This is a genomic window from Rhizobium terrae, from assembly GCF_003425685.1.
Classification (GTDB): domain Bacteria; phylum Pseudomonadota; class Alphaproteobacteria; order Rhizobiales; family Rhizobiaceae; genus Neorhizobium; species Neorhizobium terrae.
In genome coordinates this window covers 201,685-218,371 of the sequence record NZ_QJKM01000008.1, presented here as the reverse complement: position 1 = coordinate 218,371, position 16,687 = coordinate 201,685, and the positions used below count along the sequence as shown (strand labels likewise).

Genomic DNA, 16,687 nt, shown 5'->3' with positions numbered 1-16,687 from the left:
GAGCTCTGATGCGCGACTTTTCCGCCTTTTTCCAGAAATACGGCTGGCCGGAAAGCCCTTTGGCGAACAGGGGCGGCAAGCTGCCCTTCTGCATCGGCCATCGGGGCGCCAGCGGCCACGAGAAGGAAAACACGCTCGCGGCCTTCCGCCGCGCCGCCGAGCTCGGCGCCGAAATGTGGGAACTCGACACGCAGATGACCGCGGACGGCGTTGTCGTCGTCTCCCATGATGACCATCTGCAGCGCGTCTTCCAGCAGGATCTGCATATCTCGCAGATGACCTTTGCCGAGCTGCGTGCCGCAGTGCCGGACGTACCGAGCTTCGAGGAAGTGGCGGCGCTTGGCCGCGAGACCGGCTGCGGCCTCTATGTGGAGCTGAAGCGGCCGGGCACCGGTCCGCTCTGCTGGCGGCATCTCAAGGAGAGGAACCAGCGGTTCGCCGCTCTCGGCTCGTTCGATGTGGCCCAGGTACGTGAGCTCCGCGAGATGGGCTGCGATTATCCGCTCTCCGTCCTGGTCCGCGTCGGCCATGATCCGCATACGGCGGGCGAGGCGGCCGGCGCCGATATCCTGCATCTCTGCTGGGAAAAGGCGAGCGACACGCCGCAGGACCTCGTCACCGAGGAGCTGATGGAAAAGGCCTTTGCCGATGGCAAGGAGCTCGTGCTGTGGCACGAGGAGCGGCCGGATGTGCTGAAGGATATCATGGTCCTGCCGGTCGTCGGCATCTGCACCGACCTGCCGGACCTGATGCGGCCGCCAAAATCCCAGGACGGCGACGGCAATGGCGCATCCCGCGAGCCGCGCCGCGTCACGTCCTTCGACGTGGCGAGGGTCGCGGGTGTTTCCCGCGCCGCCGTCTCGCGCGCCTTCACGCCGGATGCCAGCGTCTCGGAAAAAACCCGCCAGAAGGTCTATCAGGCCGCCAAGGAACTCGGTTACCGGGTGAATTATCTCGCCCGCAGCCTCACCAACAAGCGCTCCGATCTCGTCGGCCTGGTCGCAGCCGGCCTCGACAATCCGTTCCGGACCCAGCAGCTCGAACATCTGGCCCGGACGCTGATCGCCCGCAACTATCGGCCGATCCTGCTGCCGACCTCGAAGGAAGCCGACAGCGCCACTGTCATCGGCCAGCTGCTGCATTATGCGGTGTCAGGCGTCATCGTCACTTCGGATGCGCCGCCGTCGCATATCTTCGAGGAATGCGCGGTCGAGGGCGTGCCGATCGTGCTGGTCAACAAGGGCGAGGATTTCCCCTTCGTCGACCGTGTCGTGTCGGACGACCGCATGTCAGGCTACGTGGCGGCAGACCATCTTTTGGAAGCCGGCGCGAAAAAGCTCGCGGTCATCGCCGGCACAGCCGTCTCCTATTCCTCGCGCCGCCGAGCGGAAGCCTTCCAGAACCGCTGTCAGATGCTCGGGCTCGAGGCGCCGCTCATCCCCGTCGCCGTCAATGATTATGCGCACGGCCATGGCGCGGCGGAAAAACTGCTCGATCTCGGCATCGACGGCGTCTTTTCCGTCAACGACTACATGGCCTGCGGCGTCCTTGACGGCTTGAGAAAAGCCGGCCGGCCGGATGGATCGGTGAAAGTCATCGGCCATGACGACATTCCTCAGGCAAGCTGGAGCGCCTATGAGCTCACCACCTTCGTCCAGCCCTGCGACGTGCAGGCGGAACAGGTGATCGACCTCCTCACCAGCCGCATGTCCGAACCGGACGCGGTCGCGCGGGTGGAATTCACGCCCGTGACGCTGATCAAGAGAAGAAGTGCATAATGGCATCCGCATTCGATCTTTCCGCCCTTACGCCCCGTGCCGCCGTTGCAATCGACGTTGCCCGCGATGTCGGCCGGCAGGCCGCCGCCTTCCGCACTGACGCCCGGCCGGAAACGCTCGGCGTCGAGAACAAGGGTCTGCAGGATTTCGTCACGGTCGCCGACAAACAGGCGGAAGAGGCGGTCCGCGCGGCACTGCTCGCAAGATTCCCGCTGGACGCCTTCATGGGCGAGGAGGGCGGCGGCAATGCCGATGAAAGCGAGCGCGGCACCTGGGTGGTCGATCCGATCGATGGCACGACGAATTTCATCCGTGGTTTCCGGCACTGGGGCGTATCCATAGCCTTCGTCGCCGGCGGCGAGATCCTGATCGGCGTGATCTACGACGCCGCGCAGGACAAGGTCTTCCACGCGATCCGGGGCGAGGGGGCCTTCAAGGAAGGCCAGCGTATCGCCGCCGCCAAGACGTCCGATCCCAATCATGCGATCGCCATCCTCGGCCATTCTCGCCGCACGGATTTCGAAGACTATCTCGCCATCTCGCGAAAACTCTATGAGCGCGGCATCGATTACCGCCGCATGGGCGCCGCCGCCATCGGCCTTATCCGCGTCGCCGAGGGCGTCTCCGACCTCTATTACGAACGGCACCTCTCCGCCTGGGATATGATGGCCGGCGTGCTGATCGCGTCAGAGGCGGGAGCGGTCGTCGCGATCCCGCCGCTCGGCCTTCTGCTACGCCAGGGCGGCCCGGTCGTGGCCTGCTCGCCGGGGCTAGAGGATGAGTTTGCCTTTTTGATGGATATGGAAGGGCTGCTGGCCGCGGCGGAATGATGCGAGGGGAAGGTTTGTCGATCGATCCCGACCAAGGCGAGGCAATTGCATAAGACGTCAAGGTGCTTCCAAACCTTGAGGTCGGGGCGGTGGGTCCGCTGTCGGCCCGGAGCGGACGTTTCACGACAGGTGAAAGGGCTCGTCGAAGACAGCGCCGCTAACACGATCACACGCGGTGTTCAGTCGCTTTTTTTTGGTGTTGAACGGCTTCAATCTAAGGTCGATCTGTCATCGAGCGCGTTTTGCTGTACCCGACCTGCTCAGATCGGGTACACCGTATCGAGCTAACCTTAGACCTGCCGCAAGCCGCCGTCGACGCACAGTTCGACACCAGCGATGTAACTCGCGTCATCGCTCAACAAGAACAAGGCGGCCGCAGCCACTTCTGAAGGCCGCGCCATTCGCCCCATCGGGATCGGAGCGACAAACGCTGCACGCATGTCTTCCGCGACAGCAGCCATCATCTCCGTATCCGTGGGGCCGGGTGCAACGACGTTGACCCGAATACCTTTGGGTGCGAGTTCTGCCGTCCAGGTTCTGGCGTAGGATCGAACGGCCGCTTTGGTTGCGCAGTAGGTTCCATAAGCCGAGTAGCCCGCGTTCCCGGCTATGGACCCGACGAGGACGACCGAGCCGCCTTCTGTCATTGCGGGGAGAGCTGCTTGGAGGCCGAACACCATTCCTCGGACGTTGACGCCAAAGTGGCGGTCGAAGTGGTCCGGCGTTATTTCGCCGATCTGCGAAGGCTCGGAGAGGCCTGCATTCAATACGAGCGCGTCAATACGACCGCATGCTTTGCGTACTTTTTCGACAGCCTCCACCATGTCTTCCGGAGAGCTTGCGTCAGCGGTAATGCCGACAGCGCCATTGCCGATGCCTTTGGCCGCCTTTTCAGCATCTTCACCTCTACGGCTGGTGATGAAGACATTTGCCCCTTCGGCAGAAAGCCGCTCTGCAATCGCTAGGCCGATACCCTTCGCGCCACCGACGACCAAAGCCACTTTGTTATTCATTCGAGCCATCGTAAATCCTTTCACTGAATGGTCTCGCTATGATATACTTTGGATATCTGATATCAACTACGCACCTGGAATAGCCTAAATATGGACCAGTATACTGACCTTGAAGCACTGTCTCATCGCGCACTTTGCGACATGGCGCAGGTTCGTCCCGTGCTCGACAAGATCGCTGACAAATGGACGATCCTGATACTGACAGTGATCTGTCCCAAACCCTCGCGCTTCAACGAGATCAAGCGGCGTCTCGACGGGATCACGCACAAGGCTCTGGCCGACGCCTTGAAGAGGCTTGAGCGGAACGGCCTTGTGACGAGAACCGTGCTGCCAACGCAGCCGATTGGCGTGGAATATGCAATTACTCCACTAGGCCATTCACTGCGGGAGCCGTTTGAAGCACTGTGTGCATGGGCAGCCGCCAATGGCGACAAGGTCGAGGCAGCCACGCTGCGCTATGACAACACGGGAAATCGTCGCTGACGATGTCCCTATGACCGCTTCTGGCGCAAAGCTGCCATGCCTATACTCCTCCACACTTATCCGGGGTTACTTGCGATTCCGGTGCAATGGCAGGCGGGGGTCTGTTCGGGCTCCCCACATTCCTGCTAAATCAAACCCATGCCATCCGAAGACCGCAAGAAAAGCCGTGTGACGCTTCTCGATGTGGCGCGGCGAGCCAATGTCTCGCGCGCCACCGCCTCGCTCGTGATCCGCAAGAGCCCGCTGGTCGGCGCCGAGACGCGCGCCCGCGTCGAGGAAGCGATGCGGGAACTCGGTTATGTCTACAACATGGGCGCTGCGCGGCTGCGCGCCGAGCGCAGCCACACGGTCGGCGTCATCGTGCCCAATCTCACCAATCCGTTCTTCGCCGAACTCCTCTCCGGCATCGAGGCGGTGATCGATGCGGCAGGCATGGTGGTGATCCTGGCGAACAGCGGTGATTTGGTCGAACGGCAGGATACGGTCATGCGCCGCATGCGCGAGCACGGCGTCGACGGCGTCATCTTCTGCCCTGCGGCGGGCACCGAGCGGCAATTCCTGCACCAGCTCATCGAATGGCACCTGCCGCTCGTCCAGGCGCTCAGGCATATTTCCGACGAGGTCGATTATGCAGGCGCCGATTACGCGGCCGGCATGCGCCAGGCGGTGGATCATCTCGCCTCGCTTGGCCACAAGAGCATCGCCTTTGCCGTGCACGGACCGATCCATTCCGCCTATCACGAACGCATCGAAGGATTCCGCGAGGCCATGCACGCGCGCGGGCTCGACAGCGGCCTGATCGTCCGCATGCCGAACCAGACGGCGCAGATCCCAAGCGCGGCCCACCTGCTCTTCGAAGGTGTGGAGCGGCCGACCGCGGTGATCTGCTTCAACGACGTCATCGCGCTCGGCCTCAATGCGGGGCTCACGGATCTTGGGCTGAAGGTCGGCGGGAACTTCTCGCTGATCGGCTTCGACGATGTCGCCGAGGCCGACGTCATCCGCCCGCGGCTCACCTCCGTCTCCACCGCACCGGTGACGATCGGCGAAAACGCCGCCCGGCTGCTGCTCGATCGGCTGACCGATCCGCTCGCGCCACCTCGCAGAGTTGTGACGGAAACGCAACTTCATATTCGCCAATCCTGCGGACCCATCGCGGTTCCGGCCGGTTAGGAATGAACTAATTTACGGTTGACGCCCGCTTCGAAAGCTTTTAGATCGATCTAAAAGGAGGGGCGCTGCCGAGGAGCGGCGTCCGTCCGGCATCATTGGGGAGGTCCCAAGTTGTACAATTTCAACTTCGAGCCGGTCTTCGCCGGTTTCGACCAGCTTCTGCTCGGCGCCTGGTTGACGATCCAGCTTTCGGTGGCGGCGATGATTCTCGGGCTGATCGTTTCGATCGCCTGCGCCGCCGGCAAGACCTCCGGCGTAGCACCGCTGCGCTTCCTGATCGACGCCTATATCGAGGTGATCCGCAACACGCCTTTCCTGGTGCAGATTTTCTTCATCTTCTTCGGCCTGCCGTCGCTCGGCCTGCGTCTGACGCCGAACGGCGCTGCCCTTCTGGCGCTGGTCGTCAATTTCGGCGCCTACGGCACCGAGATCATCCGCGCCGGCATCGAGTCGATCCAGAAGGGGCAGGTGGAGGCGGGCACCGCGCTCGGCCTCTCGAAGCTGCAGATCTTCCGTTACATCATCATGAAACCGGCGCTCAGGACCGTCTATCCGGCACTCACCAGCCAGTTCATCTACCTGATGCTGACCTCCAGCGTCGTCTCGGCCATTTCCGCCGACGACCTTGCCGCCGCCGGCAATAACCTGCAGTCGCAGACCTTCGCGAGCTTCGAAGTCTATATCGTCATCACGATCATGTATCTTGTCATGTCGGTCGGGTTCTCGATGATCTTCTCGGCGATCGAGAAGGCCGCCTTCAAATATCCGCTGAGCCGGTAAGGGGAGAGACCAATGCCTCTGATCAGACCCTTCGGCATCAACGAGTTCTGGATCATCGTCTTTGCGGCGCAATGGACGATCGCCCTGTCGGCTATCGCCTTTGCGGGCGGCGGCATCGGCGGGCTCCTGATCGCGCTGCTCCGCGTCTCGGATGCGAAATGGCCGCGCCTCGTCGCCACCGGCTTCATCCGCGTCTTCCAGGGCACGCCGCTCCTGATGCAGCTTTTCCTGGTCTTCTTCGGCATGAACATCATGGGCTTCGCCATCAATCCATGGCTTGCCGCTACCGTCGCCTTCACGCTGCATGCCAGCGCCTTCCTCGGTGAAATCTGGCGCGGCTGCATCGAGGCGGTACCGCCCGGCCAGCGGGAGGCGGCGACCGCGCTCGGCCTGCGTTATTATAACCGCATGCGCTACATCATCCTGCCGCAGGCCTCGAAGATCGCGGTAGCGCCGACGGTCGGTTTCCTGGTGCAGCTCATCAAGGGTACGTCGCTTGCGGCGATCATCGGTTTCACTGAACTTACCCGCCAGGGCCAGATCATCAACAATGCCACTTTCAGCCCCTTCCTCGTGTTCGGCACGGTGGCGGCCGTCTATTTCGTGCTGTGCTGGCCGCTTTCGGTTCTCGCACGGCGCATGGAAATCCGATTCTCCCGGGCGACGACACGCTGACGGGACCCGCGCCGGAGGGAGGTCAACCCGGCACAACAGAAAGGGTAGGAAGATGAACATTTTCAGACGCATGATGATAGCCGCAATCGGCGCCGGCCTGATGATGGGCGCAACGGCTTCGACGGCCTCCGCACAGACGGTCGAAAGCATCAAGGCCGCGGGCACGGTGAAGGTCGGCATGCTGGTCGATTTCCCGCCCTTCGGCATCATGAACACCAACAACGAGCCGGACGGCTACGACGCCGACGTGGCGAAGCTGCTTGGCAAGGAATGGGGCGTGAAGGTGCAGATCGTGCCGGTCACCGGCCCAAACCGCATTCCCTATCTCCAGAGCAACCAGGTCGATCTCCTCGTCGCCTCGCTCGGCATCACCGAAGAGCGCGCCAAGAGCGTCGATTTCTCGCAACCCTATGCCGGCATCTCGATCGGCGTCTTCGGCGCCAAGGGCACCGCGGTCTCCAAGCCGGAAGACCTTTCCGGCAAGACGATCGGCGTCGCCCGCGCCTCCACGCAGGATACCGGCGTCACCAAGGTCGCCCCGAAGGATGCCAGGATCCAGCGTTTCGATGACGATGCCAGTGCCGTGCAGGCTCTTCTGTCCGGCCAGGTCGAGCTGATCGGCATCTCGAACGTCGTCGCCGCCCAGATCGAAAAGGCCGCTCCCGGCCGCTTCGACCAGAAGCTGCAGCTCAGCCAGCAGGTTCAGGGCATCGCGGTCCGCAAGGGTTCGCACGAGCTGTTGACGGCTGTCAACTCCTTCGTCGAAAAGGCCAAGTCGAGCGGCGAACTCAATAAGATCCACGAAAAGTGGCTCGGCGCGCCCCTTCCGAACTTTGTAGCGGATGCCAAGAAGTAAGAACGTAAAAGGGAGTTCCTCGTGATGACTGAGGTAAACGCAAACGCATCGGCCGCAGCCACGCGAGGGACTTCCGACGCCGCTTCCCCCTGGGTCGTCCGTATGGAAGGCGTCAACAAGTGGTACGGCGAATTCCATGCGCTGAAGAATATCGAGCTGTCGGTGAAACGCGGCGAGCGCATCGTCATCTGCGGCCCGTCCGGTTCCGGCAAGTCGACGCTGATCCGTTGCATCAACCAGCTCGAGACGATCAAGAACGGCAGGATCGTCGTGGACGGCCATGATCTGACCGCCGGCGGCAGGAATGTCGATATCGTGCGGCAGGAGACCGGCATGGTCTTCCAGCAGTTCAACCTTTTCCCGCATATGACGGTTCTGGAAAACTGCACGCTGGCGCCGATGAAGGTGCGCGGCGTTTCCAAGGCAGAAGCCGAGAAGACCGCGCGAAAATTCCTGGAGCGGGTGCGCATTCCCGAACAGGCGGAAAAATACCCGGCCCAGCTTTCCGGCGGCCAGCAGCAGCGTGTCGCGATCGCCCGCGCGCTCTGCATGAACCCGAAGATCATGCTGTTCGACGAACCCACCTCGGCGCTCGATCCGGAAATGGTCAAGGAAGTGCTCGACACCATGATCGACCTTGCCAAGGAAGGCATGACCATGCTCTGCGTCACCCATGAAATGGGCTTTGCGCGCCAGGTCGCCGACCGCGTGATCTTCATGGACCGCGGAGAAATCCTAGAAATGGGAACGCCGGACGAGTTTTTCGGCAACCCGAAGAACGAGCGTCTGAAAATATTCCTCGGCCAGATTTCCTGACCGCTTTCAAAAGACGGATTGCTTCCATGAAACCAGATATCCTGCTTGTCGAACAGATGATGCCGTTCATCGAAGAGCGTCTCGATGCAGCCTACACGGTGCATCGCCTGTACGACCCGGCCCAGAAGGCGGCGCTTGAGGCTGCGCTGCCGAACATCCGCGCGGTGGCGACAGGCGGCGGAACCGGCCTTTCCAACGAGTGGATCGAGAAGATGCCGTCGCTCGGCGTCATCGCCATCAACGGCGTCGGCACCGACAAGGTGGACCTGAAGCTCGCCCGCTCCCGCAATATCGACGTCACGACAACACCGGGTGTTTTGACCGACGACGTCGCCGATCTCGGCATCGCGCTGATGCTCGGCGTGCTGCGCCATATCGCCCAAGGTGACGCCTTCGTGCGTGCCGGCAAGTGGGGCAGGGAAGGTTTTCCGCTCGGCAACAGCCCGAAGGGCAAGAAGCTCGGCATCCTCGGCCTCGGCCAGATCGGCAAGGCCTTCGGCCGCCGCGCCGAGGCTTTCGGCATGGATGTTCGCTACTGGAACCGCTCGCCGGTGAAGGACACGAGCTGGAAGGCCTGCGCTTCACCGGTGGCGCTCGCCGAAGACAGCGACGTGCTCTGCGTCATCGTCGCGGCGAATGCCGAGACCCGGAACATCGTCAATGCCGATGTCCTGAAGGCGCTTGGACCGAAGGGCATCCTGATCAACATCGCCCGCGGCAGCGTCGTTGACGAGGACGCGCTGCTGGCAGCCCTGAACGACGGCACGATCGGCGCGGCCGGCATCGACGTCTATCTCAACGAACCGCGCATCCGCGAGGATTTCTTTACCGCGCCGAACACGGTGCTGATGCCGCATCAGGGCAGCGCCACGGTCGAGACCCGCGTCGCCATGGGCGAACTGGTGCTCGCCAATATCGCCGCCCATTTCGCCGGCGAAAAGCCGCCGACCACCGTCAACTAGGCAATTCCGGAAAAGTGTGGGCGGCTTACCGTCAGGAATTGCGCCGGACAAGAATAAAGCGAGATTGAAACCATGATCATCCGTCAAGCCTTCTTCGAAGGCACGATCAAGGCTGGCCGGGAAGAGGCGTTCAAGGCCTATGTGGCTGACAAGCTGATGCCCATGTGGCGCGCGTTTCCAGGCGTCAGGGAAGTCCGCGTGCTCTACAATGTCGAACGCGACGAGGGCGCACCGTCCTATCCGATGGTGCTCTCCACCTTGTACGACAGCCGCGAGGCGCTGGCGGCGGCACTCGAAGCGCCGGTGCGTTATGAAAGCCGCGAGATGACCAAGGGCCTGCTCGAAATGTTCGAGGGCCACATCCATCATCACGTCTTCGATCTGGCCCTGAGCTGAGATCCGGGAAGCCGCGGCAAGTGCGCTCCTTCAGATCCGCTCAGCGCGCTTTGGCGCCTTGTCTTCGCGCATGTCGCCATCGGAAGACGTTGGGCGGCCTTTAACAATGTGCTTCAACGCACGGCTTCCGCATAAAGGCGAGGAGAAAGGCCATAGCTGCGGGTAAAGATGCGGGTCATATGGCTCTGGTCGGCAAAACCGCTGGCAAGTGCCGCTTCCGCAAGGCTCACCCCGCCGGCAATCAGCTTACGGGCGAGCTGGATGCGCCGCTGGATCAGATAGGCATGCGGGGTAAGCCCCGTTGCGCGGTCGAAAGCCCGCAGCAGCTGGAAACGGCTGAGCCCGGCCAATCCGGCGAGTTCGGCGAGATCGACGGGTGCCGCCGGATCGTCGTCGATCCTCTCCCGGGCGGACCTGACACCTGCCGGCGCAGCCTTCGCCGCCGGCGCCGCGCGCATCACCTCGGCCAGCAAGGTCAGCAGCAGTTCGCCGCCGCGCATATCGGCATCGGCTTCGGCCGAGGTCACAGCCGCAAAAAGCCGCCGCATCGTGGCAGCGGAAGGTGCCGTCGTCATCACCGGATCGCAGAATTCGAAATCGCCCGGCAGGCCCTGGCGGATATCGGCAACCGCCTGGGCCACGACCTGCGGGTCGAGATACAGCATCCGCCAGAAACGCGCGTTGCCGCCGATCGGCACGCCGTCATGCACTTCGCCGGGATTGACGGTGATGACATCGCCCGGCCCGGCCTCCACCTGTCCGCGGCCGCTCAGCGATGTCTGCGCGCCGGCCTCGATCACGCCGATGCCGAACTGGTCATGGGTATGGCGGGCGAAATGCCGGTCGGAGCACGCCACCACCGCCTGCACGCCGGCCATGCGGGTGCGCAGTATCGTAAATCCGTGTCGTCCGTTCGTCCGCATCGGCTTCGTCCCAAGATCAAAGCCAGCCTAGCGCCGCCGGAGCGGATTTCCAAACGGCAGTTTACAGATCTGACGACGAGGCGAGACTTGCGTTCGCCCTAAAGGACCGTGCGCACCCGCCAGAGCTCGGGGAAGAGCTCGACCTCCAGCATCTTCTTGAGATAGGCCGTTCCGGACGTGCCGCCGGTGCCGCGCTTGAAGCCGATCACCCGCTCCACGGTCGTCACATGATTGAAGCGCCAGCGGCGGAAATAGTCCTCGAAATCGACCAGTTTTTCGGCGAGTTCATAGAGTTCCCAGTGTTTGCCGGGGGCGCTGTAGACCTCCCGCCAGGCCTCCAGAACCTTGGGATTTTCGCCGCGCTTGTCACGCCAGCCGGTGCGGGCGGCATCCTCGCCGATGTCGAAGCCGCGGCGGGCCAGCAGCATCAGCGCCTCGTCGTAGAGGCTCGGCCGCGCGAGAATGCCTTCCAGCATCTCGGTTACATCCGGCCGGTGCGCATGCGGGCCGAGCATCGCGGGATTGCGGTTGCCGGCCAGGAATTCAATCGCCCGGTACTGATAGGACTGGAAGCCGGAGGACTGGCCGAGCGAGGCCCTGAATTCGGTATATTCGCTGGGCGTCATGGTGCGCAGCACGTCCCAGGCATTGTTGAGCTGCTCGAAGATGCGCGCGACGCGCGACAGCATCTTGAAGGCCGGCTGCGGGTCGTCGTTGCGGATCGCCCCGATCGCCGAGCTGATCTCGTGGATCGCAAGCTTCATCCACAGTTCGGAGGTCTGGTGCTGGATGATGAACAGCAGTTCGTCATGCGCATCCGAGATCGGTTCCTGCGCATCGAGCACCCGTTCGAGATGCAGGTAGTCCGAATAGGACATCTTCTCGCGGAACGACATTTCCGCGCCGTCCTCGGCAGGATCGTAGGGTTTCGAGCTCATGATGTCCGGCCTGTCTTCCGCGGGTTAGAATTCCACTTCCAACTCGACGATTTCGTCCGGTTCCGCAAGCGCCCCTTCCGTCCATTCGATGATCAGCGGCCAGGAGAGGATCATCTCGGCATAGGCCGCAAGCCTTGGCTCCAGCTCGACCGCATAGGTGCGGAAACGGGTGCAGACAGGCGCGTACATGGCGTCCGCCACGGTGGGCCTGGCGCCGAACAGCCAAGGGCCGCCGCTCGCCTCGAGACATTCGTTCCAGATCGCCTTGACGCGCTCGACATCCGGCCGGGCGCCGGAAAAGATCTTGAAGCGCTCGTGCCTTGCCTTCAGGTTCATCGGCAGGGCGGAGCGGAGATTGTGGAAACCCGAATGCATCTCCCCCGAAACCGCGCGGCAGCGGGCGCGATCGGCGATATCGGCCGGCCACAGCCCCGCATCCGGGAAGATCTCGTTCAGGTATTCGGCGATCGCCAGCGTATCCCACACGGTGACCTTGTCGTGAGTCAGCCGTGGCACCAGAACGGAGGGCGACAGCAGCAGCAGCTCTTGGCGCGCGTTCTCGTTCATCTCCACCAGCACCTCGCGGAAATCGAGCCCCGCCATGCGGCAGAGCAGCCAGCCGCGCAGCGACCAGGAGGAGTAGTTCTTCGAGGAGATCGTCAGTGCCGCCTGCGCCATGGGTTATTCCTGTCGGACAACAATACTTTTCCATGACAATCTTCTCGCATCGCGAGACATATTGCACTAGCATTTTTGCACCGCCGCATTTGCGCGGCGAGCGGGGTCATCGAATGCTCTACCAGGCCTACCAATTCCAGGACGACCTCCTCGCGCCGATGCGGGATTTCGCAACGCGCATGCAGATCCTCTCCTCGGCGCTGTTCTTCGGCCCCGCAAGCGAGATGGGACGGCATGCCGCAGCCGCTTTCGAAATGGTCTCCCGCTTCAAGATCACCCATGAGCGGCCGGATTTCGAGATTTCCTCGATCGCGATCGGCAACCGCCAGGTGCCGATCAGCGTCGAGACTGCGCTGGAACTGCCCTTCGGCAAGCTCCTGCATTTCGTGGCGGATGTCGATACGCCCCGGCCTCGCGTGCTGGTGGTCGCACCGCTCTCCGGCCATTTCTCGACGCTCCTGCGCAGCACGGTCCAGACGCTGCTGAAGGATCACGACGTCTACATTACCGACTGGGCCAATGCGCGGGATGTCTCAACCTCCGCCGGTCGCTTCGGCATGGACGATTATGTCGATTACATCATTCGCTTCCTGGAAGAGATCGGCCCGCGCGGGCATGTGCTCGCCGTCTGCCAGCCCTGCGTCCAGACGCTCGCCGCCGTCGCGGTCATGTCGGAGGACAAGAATCCGGCGACGCCGCGCACCATGACGTTGATGGCGGGACCGGTCGATACACGCGAGAGTCCCACCGAGGTCAACGAACTGGCGGTCTCGAAATCGCTGTCGTGGTTCGAAAGCCAGCTGATCAGCGGTGTTCCGATGGGTTTTCCCGGCAACGGACGGCGAGTCTATCCGGGTTTCCTGCAGCTCGTCGCCTTCATGAGCATGAACATGGAGCGGCATGTGGAGGCGCACCGCAAGCTCTACCGCCATCTCTCCAGGGGCGAGACGGCCGAAGCCGGCAAGATCAAGCATTTCTACGACGAATATTTCGCCGTGCTCGACATGACGGAAGAGTTCTACCTGGAAACCATCGACCGCGTCTTTCAGAGGGCGGAACTGGCGGAAGGCACCTACACGCATCACGGCCGCAAGGTCGATCCCGGCCAGATCCGCAACACGGCGCTTTTGACCGTCGAAGGCGGCCGCGACGATATCTGCGGCCTCGGCCAGACGTCTGCGGCGCATGATCTCTGCCGGTCGCTGCGCCCTCATCTCAGGCGTCACCACCTTCAGGCCAATGTCGGCCATTACGGCGTCTTCAGCGGACGCCGCTGGGAAAACGAGATCTATCCCGTGGTGCGCAACACGATTCTCGCGATGGAATGACCGGTTCCGGACTTGCTACTCCTTGCATACGATCCAATATCTGCTGTATGCAATAGTGGGCAGGAGAAACGAGATGAGCCGCAGGGACCCTGTTTTCGGCTGGTGGGATGCGCCGCCCTTTATCGGCGAACTGGTTCAGTCATTGTCGGATCGCGGCCGGGCCTTGTTCGGCCTTTCATCACCGCCGGTGCAGAACCGCGATCTGATCGGCCTTGCCGAAATGATCCTGTCGCGGCGCGGCGAAGTCTCCGGCGCCATCCTCGCGGAAGCCTTTCTGGAAGCCTATCGCCAGGCGACCGCGCCCGAGCGCGATGCCTTCATGCGGGCGCTGCTCGACCGTTTCGGACCGAATCCGGAGGCCCTGCAGGCCGCTGCGGCCGCCTATCAGGCGGAGCCTACCGCTCCCAACATCGCCAGGCTCCACGAGGCTGCCGAACCGCGCCGGCAGGAGCTTTTCCGCCGGATCAATTTCGCCAAGCACGGCACCGCCAACCTGGTGGAGATGCGCGAGCATCTGATGGACATGCTCGGCAGGCATCCCGAACTGCAGCCGGTCGATCTTGATTTCTGCCACCTCTTTTCCTCATGGTTCAACCGGGGTTTCCTGATGCTCAGATCGATCGACTGGACGACGCCCGCCAACATTCTGGAAGCGCTGATCCGTTACGAGGCGGTACACGACATCGACGGCTGGGAAGACCTGCGCCGCCGGCTGGCGCCGGAGGACCGGCGCTGCTTCGGTTTCTTCCATCCGCAGCTCGAGGACGAGCCGCTGATCTTCGTGGAAGTGGCGCTGACCGACCATCTGGCGTCCTCCGTCGATGCGTTGCTGGCGCGAGACCGGCAGCCGCTGGACGTGCAGCAGGCGACGACGGCGGTGTTCTATTCCATTTCCAACTGCCAGCGGGGCCTCACCGGCATTTCGCTCGGCAACTTCCTGATCAAGCAGGTGGTCAACGACCTGAAGCGCGACCTGCCGAAGCTCGAAAATTTCGTGACGCTGTCGCCCATTCCAGGCTTCGGCACCTGGCTGCGCGGCGAAAGCCGTTTCCAGGACAGCGAAGACATCCGGGACGAAAAGAAGCGGCTCGTCGCAAGGCTGGAAGGAGATTGGGCCTCCGCCGGCGAACAGGAACTCGATCAGATCCGCCGTGCCATGCTGCCGCTCGGCGCGCATTACCTCTTGAACGTCCGCCGCCCGAATGGGCGTCCCGCGGATCCCGTCGCCCGTTTCCATCTCGGCAATGGCGCGCAGGTGGAGCGGCTGAACTTCCTCGGCGACCGTTCGCCGAAGGGCATGCATCAGTCCTACGGGCTAATGGTCAATTATCGCTACCGGCTCGGCGAAATCGAAAAGAATCACGAGGCCTATGCCGAAAACGGACATATCGCGGCGATGCCGGCGCTGCGCAAACTGGCCCAACCGGTATCCCAGGAGGTGTTCTGATGGCTGGCAATCTCTATGACGCGCTGCTCGGCAGGCTCGACCGGGAGGACCGGCTGCTCCTGACGGACGAAACGGCGGGCTCGGTCAGCTACCGCGCCTTTGCCGACCAGTGCGCAAGACTTGCCGGAGCGCTGCTCGAAGCAGGCCTGCAGCCCGGCGACCGGGTGGCCGTGCAGGCGGAGAAATCGGTGACGGCGCTGGCGCTCTACCTCGCGACGGTCAGGGCCGGCGGCATCTATCTGCCGCTCAACATCGCCTATACGCCGGCGGAGATCGAATATTTCCTCACCGACGCAGAGCCTTCGATCTTCGTCTGCGATCCTTCGAAATTCGCGGCACTCGAACCGATCGCCAGGGCCGCCGGGGCGAAAACGCTGACACTCGATCCAGCGGGCAAGGGCACCTTGACCGACGCCGCGGCCGCGGCCGAACCGATCGCACAAACCTCTTCGCGCAGCGGCAGCGATATTGCCGCGATCCTCTATACCTCGGGGACGACGGGCCGCTCCAAGGGCGCGATGCTGTCCCACGACAATCTCCTCTCGAATGCTCTTTCGCTGGTGGAAAGCTGGCGGTTCACGGACAAGGACGTGCTGATCCACGCCCTGCCGATCTTCCATACGCACGGGCTTTTCGTCGCGACCAACGTGGTGCTCGCCGCGCGCGCCTCGATGATCTTCCAGCCGAAGTTCGATCCGAACAAGATCATGGAAGCCATGCCGCAGGCGACGACGCTGATGGGCGTGCCGACCTTCTACACCCGCCTCCTGCAGCATCCGGGCTTGAGCAGGGAAAGCACGGCGCATATGCGCCTCTTCGTCTCCGGCTCCGCGCCGCTGCTCGCCGAGACGCATATCGAATGGCAGGAACGCACCGGTCACGCCATCCTCGAACGCTACGGCATGACCGAGACCAACATGAACACCTCGAACCCCTATGACGGCCGCCGCGTCGCCGGCACGGTCGGCTTCCCGCTGCCGGGCGTCGAGGTGCGGGTCGCCGATCCGGAAACCGGCGCGCTGTTCGGCACCGAAGAGATCGGCATGATCGAGGTGCGCGGCCCGAACGTGTTTCAGGGTTATTGGCGCATGCCGGAAAAAACCGCTTCGGAATTCCGCAAGGACGGCTTCTTCATTACCGGCGACCTCGGCAAGATCGATGCCGACGGCTATGTGCATATCGTCGGCCGCGGCAAGGACCTCATCATCACCGGCGGGTACAATGTATACCCGAAGGAGGTGGAGATGGAGATCGACGCCATGCCGGGCGTCAACGAAAGTGCCGTCTTCGGAGTCAGGCATCCGGACTTCGGCGAGGGCATCATCGCCGCCGTGGTGCTGAAACCCGGCGCGGAGTTGACCGAACAAAGCGTCATCAAGGCTCTGGACGGCCGTCTGGCAGGCTACAAACGCCCGAAGAAGGTGGCTTTCATGGCCGAACTGCCGCGCAACACCATGGGCAAGGTGCAGAAGAACCTGCTGCGCGACCAGTTCGCCGGTACGTTCGAACCTGCTGCAGCAAAATAAGCCGGCCTGATTTTTCTGCTTGACCTTCCGTGTATACGCGTAGACTATGATTGCATACGAATGCAGATCATTTCTGGGAGGAGAT

General features: G+C 62.6%; 17 protein-coding genes and 1 pseudogene. 14 read left to right on the top strand and 4 right to left on the bottom strand.

Features of this window, described 5'->3' with window-relative positions; translation table 11 throughout:
• Positions 1-5: 5 nt before the first annotated feature.
• The 3 genes and pseudogenes from DMO26_RS34160 to DMO26_RS16855 form a co-directional block, all read left to right on the top strand.
• Positions 6-773: pseudogene (locus tag DMO26_RS34160) on the top strand (glycerophosphodiester phosphodiesterase); the annotation flags it as partial.
• Positions 750-1,778: a LacI family DNA-binding transcriptional regulator gene (locus DMO26_RS16860; protein WP_117193421.1), complete on the top strand. Its 1,029-nt coding sequence runs from the start codon at positions 750-752 to the stop codon at positions 1,776-1,778. The pseudogene DMO26_RS34160 and the gene DMO26_RS16860, both read left to right, overlap by 24 nt.
• Positions 1,778-2,608 carry an inositol monophosphatase family protein gene (locus DMO26_RS16855; RefSeq protein ID WP_117193309.1) on the top strand — a complete coding sequence of 277 codons (831 nt, stop codon included), beginning with the start codon at positions 1,778-1,780 and terminating at the stop codon, positions 2,606-2,608. Before DMO26_RS16860 ends, DMO26_RS16855 begins: the two co-directional genes overlap by 1 nt.
• 290 nt (positions 2,609-2,898) lie before the next feature.
• Here the strand turns inward: DMO26_RS16855 and DMO26_RS16850 are convergent, their stop codons facing one another.
• Complete coding sequence (locus DMO26_RS16850) at positions 2,899-3,630, bottom strand: SDR family NAD(P)-dependent oxidoreductase (protein ID WP_117193308.1); 732 nt, start codon at positions 3,628-3,630, stop codon at positions 2,899-2,901.
• An 81-nt stretch (positions 3,631-3,711) separates the two neighbouring features.
• On the opposite strand from DMO26_RS16850, the gene DMO26_RS16845 reads away from it, so the two are divergent.
• From DMO26_RS16845 to DMO26_RS16810, 8 genes are all read left to right on the top strand, one after another.
• Entirely contained in the window at positions 3,712-4,104 is a 393-nt protein-coding gene (locus DMO26_RS16845; RefSeq protein WP_117193307.1) for a winged helix-turn-helix transcriptional regulator, read from the top strand.
• A gap of 138 nt (positions 4,105-4,242) precedes the next feature.
• A complete protein-coding gene (locus DMO26_RS16840) occupies positions 4,243-5,277 on the top strand; it encodes a LacI family DNA-binding transcriptional regulator (RefSeq protein WP_117193306.1) in 1,035 nt (344 codons plus the stop codon).
• A 111-nt stretch (positions 5,278-5,388) separates the two neighbouring features.
• Positions 5,389-6,057, top strand: coding sequence for an amino acid ABC transporter permease (locus DMO26_RS16835; protein WP_117193305.1), 669 nt, complete (start codon positions 5,389-5,391; stop codon positions 6,055-6,057).
• A gap of 18 nt (positions 6,058-6,075) precedes the next feature.
• Positions 6,076-6,732 (top strand): amino acid ABC transporter permease, encoded by a 657-nt coding sequence (locus tag DMO26_RS16830; protein WP_117193420.1) that lies wholly within the window; start codon positions 6,076-6,078, stop codon positions 6,730-6,732.
• A 52-nt stretch (positions 6,733-6,784) separates the two neighbouring features.
• Positions 6,785-7,588: a transporter substrate-binding domain-containing protein gene (locus DMO26_RS16825; protein WP_117193304.1), complete on the top strand. Its 804-nt coding sequence runs from the start codon at positions 6,785-6,787 to the stop codon at positions 7,586-7,588.
• Positions 7,589-7,612: 24 nt separating this feature from the next.
• Positions 7,613-8,404 carry an amino acid ABC transporter ATP-binding protein gene (locus DMO26_RS16820; RefSeq protein ID WP_404947057.1) on the top strand — a complete coding sequence of 264 codons (792 nt, stop codon included), beginning with the start codon at positions 7,613-7,615 and terminating at the stop codon, positions 8,402-8,404.
• Between the two features lie 56 nt (positions 8,405-8,460).
• A complete protein-coding gene (locus tag DMO26_RS16815; protein ID WP_162894945.1) occupies positions 8,461-9,366 on the top strand; it encodes a 2-hydroxyacid dehydrogenase in 906 nt (301 codons plus the stop codon).
• 72 nt (positions 9,367-9,438) lie between these two features.
• Positions 9,439-9,762 (top strand): hypothetical protein, encoded by a 324-nt coding sequence (locus DMO26_RS16810; RefSeq protein ID WP_117193301.1) that lies wholly within the window; start codon positions 9,439-9,441, stop codon positions 9,760-9,762.
• A gap of 113 nt (positions 9,763-9,875) precedes the next feature.
• Here DMO26_RS16810 and DMO26_RS16805 read toward each other — a convergent pair whose 3' ends face one another.
• The 3 genes from DMO26_RS16805 to DMO26_RS16795 form a co-directional block, all read right to left on the bottom strand.
• Positions 9,876-10,685 (bottom strand): AraC family transcriptional regulator, encoded by an 810-nt coding sequence (locus tag DMO26_RS16805; protein WP_117193300.1) that lies wholly within the window; start codon positions 10,683-10,685, stop codon positions 9,876-9,878.
• A gap of 98 nt (positions 10,686-10,783) precedes the next feature.
• Positions 10,784-11,623: a tryptophan 2,3-dioxygenase gene (gene kynA, locus DMO26_RS16800; RefSeq protein WP_117193299.1), complete on the bottom strand. Its 840-nt coding sequence runs from the start codon at positions 11,621-11,623 to the stop codon at positions 10,784-10,786.
• 24 nt (positions 11,624-11,647) lie between these two features.
• The gene (locus DMO26_RS16795; protein WP_117193298.1) at positions 11,648-12,301 is read right to left on the bottom strand and encodes a glutathione S-transferase; all 654 of its coding nucleotides are present in this window, start codon (positions 12,299-12,301) and stop codon (positions 11,648-11,650) included.
• Between the two features lie 113 nt (positions 12,302-12,414).
• Here DMO26_RS16795 and DMO26_RS16790 point away from each other — a divergent pair, with 113 nt between their 5' ends.
• The 3 genes from DMO26_RS16790 (at position 12,415) to DMO26_RS16780 (ending at position 16,602) form a co-directional block, all read left to right on the top strand.
• Entirely contained in the window at positions 12,415-13,629 is a 1,215-nt protein-coding gene (locus DMO26_RS16790; protein ID WP_117193297.1) for a polyhydroxyalkanoate depolymerase, read from the top strand.
• Between the two features lie 73 nt (positions 13,630-13,702).
• Positions 13,703-15,076, top strand: a complete 1,374-nt coding sequence (locus DMO26_RS16785) for a malonyl-CoA decarboxylase (RefSeq protein WP_117193296.1) — start codon at positions 13,703-13,705, stop codon at positions 15,074-15,076.
• Positions 15,076-16,602: a malonate--CoA ligase gene (locus DMO26_RS16780; protein ID WP_117193295.1), complete on the top strand. Its 1,527-nt coding sequence runs from the start codon at positions 15,076-15,078 to the stop codon at positions 16,600-16,602. Before DMO26_RS16785 ends, DMO26_RS16780 begins: the two co-directional genes overlap by 1 nt.
• Positions 16,603-16,687: the final 85 nt, after the last annotated feature.